Raw genomic sequence first — 9,268 nt, forward strand, 5'->3', positions numbered from 1 at the left:
ATAATCAAGAACAACCAATAATAAGTTTTAAAAATGTAGACTTAGCTTTTGGTAAAAAGAAAGTTTTGGAAAATTTGTCTCTTGATATTTATCCAAGAGAAATAGTGTCTATTGCTGGCCCTTCAGGATCAGGCAAAAGTACTATTTTAAAGTTAATAACAGGCCTAATTGAACCTAATTCAGGAGAAATTATTATAAGAGCTAAAGTAATTGGGATGGCTTTTCAATATGCTGCTCTTTTTAACTCATTAACTGTTTGGAAAAATATAGCCTTAGCTCTTCAGGAAACTACTAATTTAAGTCCTGAAGAAATTGACCAAAGAGTTAAAGATGCATTGAAAATTGTAAAACTTGAACATACAGAAGAAATGTATCCTGGAGAATTATCAGGAGGTATGCAAAAAAGGATAAGTGTAGCACGAGCATTGGCATTACATCCTGAAATTCTGCTGTATGACGAACCTAGTACTGGTTTAGATCCTGCAACAGCTTATGAACTTGAAGAGGATATGGTTGAATTAAGGGATCAAATAGGGGTAACCTCAATAATAGTAACTCATGACATTGATACTATTAAACATATTTCAGAGAGAATCTTTATTTTAGATAAAGGTCACATAGTATGGCAGGGTACAAATCAACAATTTAAGAATGATAAGTCAGCGTACCCTTGTAGTTTTAGAGAAAGAAGAACTTTAGAATCCTGTAAAAAAGAATATGGAGAATAATAAGTCTTTTAACCAATAATAACTTAGACAAAACAGGCAGATTGGAGGAATATTGATCCATGCCCAAAGAAGAAGAGAAAAAAGGTGCTAAATTTAAAGCAGGTATATTTATAATAGTAACTCTGGCATTATTAATTTTCAGTATATTATGGCTTAGGTATTTTGCTGTAAGGCCTGTAATGACTGTATGTGCTAGATTTACTGATCCTGGTCCTATTTCAACGGGATTACCGATTTATTATCAAGGGGTTAATATTGGTGAAATTTCGAAGATAGGATTTTCAGAGGATTATAGGTATACGATAGTCTGTATGGATATATATAAAGAAAATATAAAACTGCCTAAAAATGTCTATGCTCAAGTTAGACAAGAAGGTATTACCGGACAAAAATATATTAGTATAATGTATCCTAAAAATCCAACATCACCTTGTCTAGCTGATGGAGATTGTATTGAGGGAAGATCACCTTTTGGTATAGAAGATTTACAAGCTTTCTTTGAAAAACAAGTTGAAAGTGGAAGACTAGACAGAATATTTATTAATCTGGAACAAACACTGGCTAATGCTAATCAGACAAGTAAGCGTTTAGATAGAATGTCAGTTACAGTAAATAATCTCTTACAAGCAAATAAAGAAGAGATAAATGATTTCTTTAAACACGGTTCTCAAGCAGCCTCAGATATAAGTGACATTTCGGGAACCATAAGTAATTTCATTGGAGATCAAGAATTGGAAGGAAATTTAAGAGGAACTGTAGCGTCAATATCTGAAGCTGCAAGAAGTTTTGAAGAATTAATGGCTGATCCTCAAGTAAGAGGTAATGTAAGACAGGTAGCAACTAATATTAATGAGATTACAAGAAATGTAAACGATATTTTAGCTGATACTGAGATTCGACAAGGAATAAGAAGTACTTTTGGAGGAATAGCAAGATTATTAGGCACAGCAGGCGCAGCTATTGAGGGTTTTGAGGCAGGAGGCGCAGCCCCTATTGGCCTTGGTATTACAATAAACAACCTTAATGCTTTATTAAAAGATATGGGTGAACTTATTAGCAATATTAACTGTTATACAGGTGATATTTATTCAGATGTCAAGCAAACAGGTTTAATTCCAAATGCAAGTGCGGCTCTTTATGAAGCAACAAGAACTTTTGGTAGAGCACAAAATGTATTTGGCAGAACAGAAGAAGTTTTAGGAAGACTCGGAGAGACAGAATTTGATAGAGATACAAAAGGTTTAATTATTAACACTATACAAAATACTAATCAAGCTGTACAAAGTCATAATCAGGCTGCAAAACAAGTCGACTGTCTTGCTGAAGGTGTTAGTGAAATGTTGAGTAAACGATTTTTGTTACTTAGATTATTATTTGGAAAACCTGGTGCAACACTTGAGGAATGTGAAGAATTAGAGCAATATTTTGATGATAAAAATAAAGAGAAAACAAAACAACCTTGCCCAGTACAAGTTGTACCGATATCTCCTAAACCCTGTCCGACAGGACAAATATCACAACCAATTTCTCCCAGGTCAGAAATGAAACAACCAGTTTCTGAGCCTAAACAGCCTATTTCTGGTATGACACAAACAAGAAAGCAAGAAAAAATTATAACTCCTTCCCCGACTCCTACAAATCCATACCAAGTGCCATTTGGTTCTTGTTTAGCTCCTGTTGGGCCAATTTCTGATCCTGTAATTCCAGAATAAACAAAGAACAATCAGATTCTATGGTTAAAGAACTATTGGTTCAATCAATCCCATATCCGTCATTAAAATAATCGATTAATATGCTAACAACATTTATCATGTTTTGCTTTTATGCTTATTAAGAAATTACTATAAAGGCAAATTTAAATGATAACTGCAATTAAGTCCAATTTAGCAGGTTTTTCAACTAATAATAAGCAACCACAAAAGGATTTACACGCTAAATTATCTTTAATATCCTCTGATATTGGAGATAGAATAAGCTTTACAAGTAGTAAAAAACCAAAGATAGATGATATAAAGTTCTTAAGCACTAAGGATGCTGAAATTTATGCTAAAAATGAGCTTGGAATTGATGCTGATTTTAAAGATAGCTTAATTCTTGCTAATTTGGCTGTAAATGCCTTAAAAGATGTCAAAAAAGCAGGTTATAAACTTCCACAAAAAGTTATTTCTGACTATGAAAAATTTAAAAATTATAAGAAAACAACTATAAAAGGTAAAACTCTAGAAATAACAGCTGCTATAACGTATCCTGATAATGGTGGAATAATATATCTTAATTCAAAATTTGATTGGAATAATGTTAATAAAAGAATGAAAAAGAATTTTACAAAACATTTATTATCTTCAAATAAACCAAAACATATTTTTTACCATGAAATAGGACATTTTTTGCATTATGTAGCAGATAAAAATATGTATAACAAAACAAACAATGTTGAAATTTCACTAAAAACTAGAAAATTGATAAAAAATAAGGTTGGGGAATATGCTTCACAAGATTTTGGTGAGTTTATAGCGGAATTATTTGCTGCAAAATTTATAGGCAGAAAATATTCAGATAAAATACAAAATCTATATAGGATATGGAATGGACCACATCCAAATATGAAATACAAAAATTATGGTTCTAGAACGATAAATATTGAAGTGAAGTAAATTTATCGGTAATATCCATTACCTAATAAGTGCTAAAAGCACAATTTTAAGTATTTCCTGGAATGATCGTTAACTTGAGAATGTGGCTAAGAACCTAACCAGGAAATAAAAAGTGTACAGCTGTCATTGCGAAGATTCCGAAGGAATCTGTGGCAATCTATCCATTTTACAATTAAAAGCCATTATCCAGAATTGGAAAGATCGCCACGGTTTCTTTTAGAAACCTCGCGATGACATTGTGTATTATCGGAAGGGTTGATGACTTAAAAAAGTGACTGTGTCACCTCGCGATGACATTGGAGGAACCTATGAAATGCGAAGCAATTTCATCAGCGACGGAAATAATGTACCCCTGAATTTATGGGACAGTCTACTAGTTTATCTAATGATTGATTTTATTGATATTCCTTCTTTTAAAGCTAATAAATAACCGGCTGCCTCAAAATAATTTGTAACTTCGATAACTTTATCTTCAAGATCAAGAGCCTGAGAGGTTATATCAAGAATAGTCTGATTATCTCTAACAGCAATAACAGGAATATTTTTTTCTATAGCTTTTAATACCGGTATACTTCCAAGACAATCATAAGGGGTTATCAAGGCTTTAAGAGAAGTTGGAGTGATATCAAAATAACTTGCTTCTTCTATATCTATAAGTTTTGGTGCATTATACAGACCTAATAATATGCAGGGTAAAAATGTTGGAGTAATATATTCCGCTGCTACTCTTGGATCAACAAGTTCAGTGTCAATTTTTAGCGAATTTTCTCCAAAAGCAGGGGCATGAGCAACAGGAATTTTAAATTTTCTTGTTAATATATGGGAAATTACAGCTTCAACACCACCAACAGGATCTACACCATTACCTTTAGAATATTCTAAATCTTCAGGGGTTTCAAAATAGCATATTACTGCAAGAGCTTCTGCTCCTTTATCAATTAACGCTTGTGCTGAGTCAATTAGAGTATCAGGATTACTAACAGTTCCAGTTGAAATTTTACTTTCTGATATTGAGAAATTTACTCCAACTTCTTCTTTTGTTTGAATATAATCTAAAATATCTATACCATAAACGGTTTTTACAGCATTAATTGTGTTTAAATGAACATTAAGGACAGGTTTTGGAATTGCTTTATCAAGGATTATTCCAATTTTATTATGATTTGTCGGTCTTAAAGCTATTTCGCCTTTGAAAAAAGAGTTTATTGCAAATCCTTCAGTATACAGGATGTTTTTGTTTATACCAGAAAAAACAGCAGCGTTAACTGTATTTGGGTTAGTTATAACAGGACATATTTTTGATATCAAATTGACTGCAGGTGATGCATCACCTGCATAACCTCCAATAGAGGCACCTATTCCTGTTGGAACTATAAATGCTGCTATAAAATCATTTATATTCATTGGACTACAGAGGAAAATATCCTACGTATGGAAGGTTTCTATAGAAACCTTTATAATCTAAACCATATCCTACAACGAATTTATCATCTATTTCAAAACCTATAAAATCTACTTGTACAGGTTTTACTCTTGAGCAAAGCTTATTTAACAATGTTACAAATTTAATTTTTCTGGCCTTATGTTGAATTTTGATATAGTCGAACAAGAATGTAGCTGTTAAGCCTGTATCTACAATATCTTCTACTAATAAAACATCTTTTCCTTCTAAGCTTGGTAATGTTAAATCAACAGGTTTTATTTTACCGGAAGATGATTGCTCGTTACCATAACTTGAGAGCCTAATAAATTCAAGTTGGACAGGCATTTTTAAATGTTTAACAAGATCAGAAAGAAAGAGTATAGAACCGCATAAAACTCCAACTACGGTTAGTTCCTGACTATCTGCAAATTCATTATTTATTTTTTCGGCTAATTCTTTAATTCGTTGTTGTATTTGCTCTTCCGTTAATAATGTAACTAATTGGTCTTGTGTTCTGTCTAAAATAGCCATTTATACTAAACCTCATAATCTTTATCTAACTTCCAGTATATGTGTTGGTATATTTTTAACTCTTATTTGCTCACTTAATCCCATGCCTACTACCCATAAAACTTCTGAATCGGTAGCTAAAACAGGTAAATTATCTCTTTTAAATTCAGGAATACCTTTATTAATTAGATATTTCTTTAATTTCATTTTTCCCTGCATTCCAAAAGGCTGAATTTTGTCGCCTTCACGGCGAGTTCTAAAATAAAGAGGATCTTTTACATCGCTTAAATCTACGTATGCAATATTTGATGTTTCTGAGGGGAAACTTTCAGGTCTTGTTTTTTCTTTCCACGGAATTATTTTTAAAGTTTTATTTAATTCCGGGTGATAAATTTCCTCGTCTAATTTAACTATTATAGAAGATTTTACCATGGGAGCTCTTATCGAGTGAATAAATTTAATTATTTCTGAGGAAACAAAAAGCCAGAGATCTTTTGTAATGGAGAACGTGTTTCCTGATTTTAATTTTGAGCTTTCTTCAATAAAATTCAAAATCTCATCAATTTTTTCAAAGTCAAACTCAATATTTCCGGACATTAAAAAATTCAGAATAACTCTCTTTTTAGCAGGATAAGACAGATCCAAAAATTCTTTAGTGCTTATTTCCTCTTTATTTGTGTAAATCTTATTTTTTATTTGATCCATATATTCATTGATTAACTCTTCTGCGTCTGCTGAAATTCTGGAAAGCCTTAAAATAGCTTGCTCTATATTTGAATTATATGTTTTTAATTCAGGAATTAAGCTTAATCTAATCCGATTTCTTAAAAATTCTTCCTTAAAATTGCTGGTATCGATGTTTGGAGTTAAATTGTTTTCTTCACAGTATTTAAGAGTTTCATCTCTGGTTAAAGTTAATATTGGCCTATAAATAGGAGGAAGGTTATCTTGATATCTTACTTCAGGAATTCCTTTTAATCCTATTGTTCCTGTTCCTTTAATGATTCTATATAAAACAGTTTCAACCTGATCTGTTAGAGTATGTCCGGTAAGTATTGCTGTAGCGTTAAACTTTTGAGCAGCTTTATTTAAAAACTCATATCTTTGATTTCTAGCCATTAACTCGGTATGAGGAAGATCTTCCGGAAGAGTTTCACTATAAAAAGTTATATTTCTTGCTATACAATATTCTTTGGCTCGCTCTTCTTCCAGTTTTGATTCAAGACCACGCCAATTGTGATTTAAATGGCCAGCAATTAATTGAAAATTATACTGTTTTGAGAGTTTTAACAGTACATCTATCATACATAACGAATCAATTCCACCAGAAAATGCAACCAGTAGAACATTTTTAGAGTCATTAAGATTATGTTTTTCTAAAAATCTTAGAATTTTTTCTTTAATTTCCCTATCCATATAAATAAGAATACTATAAAAAGCTTTAATCATCACACACCCGCTTTGCACAAGCCCGTATTTCTTATAAAGATTCATCCTTGCATTTTTAACCAAACAGGCTCTAAGCTTTTTAAGCTTGATAAAAAGCCTTTAAGAATGCTCTAAAACAAGGATCTGGGAAATACTTTTTTTAGTGGATGATAAGAATCAACATGTGAAAGTATTCTAGTTATGAGTAATAATCACTCTGAAATTATAAATATTTATTTATTAAACTACTTGGGATACAAAGTTTAGAAGAGTTGGGGACAAAATAAAAGTGGATATAACAAGCATAATAGGTATAATAATTGGTTTTTCAGCAATTTTAGGGGCTCAAGCAATTGAGTCTAATTCGTTTTTAACAATTATCCAGCCTTCAGCAGCCCTTGTTGTCATTGGAGGAACTGTTGGAGCTGTATGCTTAAATTTTTCATTACCTGCAATCATTGCGGCTCTTAAATCTGTTAAAAAAGTATTTATCTATGATAGAGAAGACATCTTGAAAATTGTTACTCAGTTAGTTGAAGTTTCAAGATTGGCAAGACAAGACGGTATATTAGCTCTTCAAAATGTGGTTCCTGAAATTGAGAATAATTTTCTTAGAAGAGGAGTTCAATTAGCTGTTGATACTAATAATCCTCAATTGCTTCACGATATATTAACAACAGAAGTTAGTCTTGAAGAAGAACATGGTGTGTTGAGTTCAAGGATTTTCGAAGCTTTTGGTGGATTTGCACCTACTTTTGGAATTGTAGGTGCAGTGCTTGGTTTAATTCAGGTAATGGGCAATTTACAAGATCCTTCTCAGTTAGGTTCCGGTATAGCAACGGCTTTTGTTGCAACTTTATATGGTGTAGGGTTAGCAAACCTAATTTTCTTACCTATTGCAGGTAAACTAAAAATGAGGCTCAGAGAAGAAATTATCCTGAAAGAGATGATAATTCAAGGTTTAATATCTATTCAATTAGGTGAAAATCCTGCTATTATCGAAGAAAAGCTTCTGACTTTCTTAAGCTTTTCGCTTAAACAGGATCATTTTTTAAATGAGGCTAGTGAATCAATTTAGAGCTGAGTATGAAAGAGAAATTATTTAAAGGTAAAAATGAATAAAGATTTATATTCTTATACTCAGGATTATATAAACCGTTGGGTTGTATCGTATGCAGATTTTATTACGATGCTTTTAGCTTTATTTATGGTTATGTATGCTCTATCTCAAATAGATATAAATAATCTTAAAGAATTTTCTGCCTCTATGGATAAAGTTTTTGATACTTCAACTACTCAGCAAAAAACAATAAATAATCCAGAAACAAATAGGATTTTGGAAGAAAAAAGGAGATTACTTAAAACTTTTAGCACTACTAAAGCTGAAGTTACAATGAAAGATATTGACATATCAGATCAAAAAGCTAAAATAAATTCTTTAAAGACTCAAATTAAAAATATTGAATCTGATATTGATAAAGATGCTGTTGAATTTAAAAATATTGAGAATTTAATTGAGAAAAATCTTGGAAATATAAGTGAAATATCGATAAGTAAAGAAACAAGAGGACTAATAATTAGATTAAAAGATACGGTTCTATTTGATCCGGGTTCTGATATAATAAGAGATAAAGCGCAGATTACATTGGATAAATTAGCTGGAGTTTTGAGTGAAATCCCGAATTCTATAAGAATAGAAGGACATACTGATAATCAACCGATTAATACAGAGAAGTTTCCATCTAATTGGGAGTTATCCACAGCTAGATCTACAAATATTATAAAATATCTGGTTAAAAAACATAAAATTGATCCAAGAAAATTTAGCGCAGTCGGTTATGGAGAATATATGCCGCTAAAAGAGGATTTAGCAAATAATGAACAATCTGTTAACCGAAGAGTAGATATAGTTATACTGAGTTCAATGAGTAAAATTTTTGAAGCAAATAGCGATATAAAAGAGTAACTGGAGTAATAAAATGGCACAACCAACACAACCAAAAGGAATAAAACCAAAGGCAGAAGTTAAAGTTTCTCCTGAAGGTGGTAAAGCTGACACCGATCTTGGAGGGATGAAGCTTATTATTATTAATACGGTAACAACTATTTTAATTTGCGTAATTTTTGTTGCAAGTAATTATTTTGTAGTTAAAACTAATATGGATGCAATGGCGAATAAAATTGCTGCTGTTGGTGGAGAAGAAGGTGAAGGAGAAGAAGGTGAAGGAGAAGAAGGCGAAACGGTTGAACGTGGTTTAATTCTTGACCTTGGTGAATTTATCCTCAATCTTAGTGATCCAAGATCAAGAAGATATTTAAAAATAAATGTGGCGCTCGAATTAACCAGAACAGAAGCTGATCCTAATCCTAATGCTGCTAGCGGTGGTGGTGGGCATGGGGGTGGTCATGGTGAGGATCCATTAAAACAAATTGAAGCTGAGATGAATCAATTTAAACCTGCAATTAGAGATTCTGTGATTTCAACACTTTCTTCTAAAACAGCTGAAGAGTTATCCAGTATAGCT

At 31.9% G+C, this 9,268-nt stretch carries 9 protein-coding genes; 6 read left to right on the forward strand and 3 right to left on the reverse strand.

Features of this window, described 5'->3' with window-relative positions:
* Nucleotides 1–17 precede the first annotated feature (17 nt).
* The 3 genes from A2255_10315 (at nucleotide 18) to A2255_10325 (ending at nucleotide 3,382) form a co-directional block, all read left to right on the forward strand.
* On the forward strand, nucleotides 18–728 hold the full coding sequence (locus A2255_10315) for a hypothetical protein (GenBank protein OGI16835.1): 711 nt from the start codon (nucleotides 18–20) through the stop codon (nucleotides 726–728).
* A gap of 59 nt (nucleotides 729–787) precedes the next feature.
* Entirely contained in the window at nucleotides 788–2,440 is a 1,653-nt protein-coding gene (locus tag A2255_10320) for a hypothetical protein (protein ID OGI16825.1), read from the forward strand.
* A gap of 147 nt (nucleotides 2,441–2,587) precedes the next feature.
* Entirely contained in the window at nucleotides 2,588–3,382 is a 795-nt protein-coding gene (locus A2255_10325) for a hypothetical protein (GenBank protein ID OGI16826.1), read from the forward strand.
* 378 nt (nucleotides 3,383–3,760) lie between these two features.
* Here the strand turns inward: A2255_10325 and A2255_10330 are convergent, their stop codons facing one another.
* Genes A2255_10330 through A2255_10340 form a run of 3 tightly spaced genes read right to left on the reverse strand, consistent with a single transcriptional unit; the run spans nucleotide 3,761 to nucleotide 6,764 of the window.
* Nucleotides 3,761–4,786 carry a hypothetical protein gene (locus A2255_10330; protein OGI16827.1) on the reverse strand — a complete coding sequence of 342 codons (1,026 nt, stop codon included), beginning with the start codon at nucleotides 4,784–4,786 and terminating at the stop codon, nucleotides 3,761–3,763.
* Between the two features lie 4 nt (nucleotides 4,787–4,790).
* Nucleotides 4,791–5,336, reverse strand: coding sequence for a hypoxanthine phosphoribosyltransferase (locus A2255_10335; GenBank protein ID OGI16828.1), 546 nt, complete (start codon nucleotides 5,334–5,336; stop codon nucleotides 4,791–4,793).
* 21 nt (nucleotides 5,337–5,357) lie between these two features.
* Nucleotides 5,358–6,764, reverse strand: a complete 1,407-nt coding sequence (locus A2255_10340) for a tRNA lysidine(34) synthetase TilS (protein ID OGI16829.1) — start codon at nucleotides 6,762–6,764, stop codon at nucleotides 5,358–5,360.
* A 268-nt stretch (nucleotides 6,765–7,032) separates the two neighbouring features.
* Here A2255_10340 and A2255_10345 point away from each other — a divergent pair, with 268 nt between their 5' ends.
* The 3 genes from A2255_10345 to A2255_10355 all read left to right on the forward strand — a co-directional run.
* Nucleotides 7,033–7,821 (forward strand): hypothetical protein, encoded by a 789-nt coding sequence (locus A2255_10345; protein OGI16830.1) that lies wholly within the window; start codon nucleotides 7,033–7,035, stop codon nucleotides 7,819–7,821.
* A 36-nt stretch (nucleotides 7,822–7,857) separates the two neighbouring features.
* Nucleotides 7,858–8,709 carry a hypothetical protein gene (locus A2255_10350; GenBank protein ID OGI16831.1) on the forward strand — a complete coding sequence of 284 codons (852 nt, stop codon included), beginning with the start codon at nucleotides 7,858–7,860 and terminating at the stop codon, nucleotides 8,707–8,709.
* Between the two features lie 13 nt (nucleotides 8,710–8,722).
* Nucleotides 8,723–9,268: hypothetical protein (locus tag A2255_10355; GenBank protein OGI16832.1), on the forward strand; the 546-nt coding region annotated here is incomplete at its 3' end.

Source organism: Candidatus Melainabacteria bacterium RIFOXYA2_FULL_32_9, assembly GCA_001784615.1.
Lineage (GTDB): Bacteria > Cyanobacteriota > Vampirovibrionia > Gastranaerophilales > UBA9579 > UBA9579.

What these genes read in the sequence shown, in the direction of transcription:
- A2255_10330 (OGI16827.1), bottom strand. Translation starts at nt 4,786, where the DNA reads ATGAATATAAATGATTTTATAGCAGCATTTATAGTTCCAACAGGAATA.
- A2255_10340 (OGI16829.1), bottom strand. Translation starts at nt 6,764, where the DNA reads ATGATTAAAGCTTTTTATAGTATTCTTATTTATATGGATAGGGAAATT.
- A2255_10325 (OGI16826.1), top strand. Translation starts at nt 2,588, where the DNA reads ATGATAACTGCAATTAAGTCCAATTTAGCAGGTTTTTCAACTAATAAT.
- A2255_10320 (OGI16825.1), top strand. Translation starts at nt 788, where the DNA reads ATGCCCAAAGAAGAAGAGAAAAAAGGTGCTAAATTTAAAGCAGGTATA.
- A2255_10350 (OGI16831.1), top strand. Translation starts at nt 7,858, where the DNA reads ATGAATAAAGATTTATATTCTTATACTCAGGATTATATAAACCGTTGG.
- A2255_10335 (OGI16828.1), bottom strand. Translation starts at nt 5,336, where the DNA reads ATGGCTATTTTAGACAGAACACAAGACCAATTAGTTACATTATTAACG.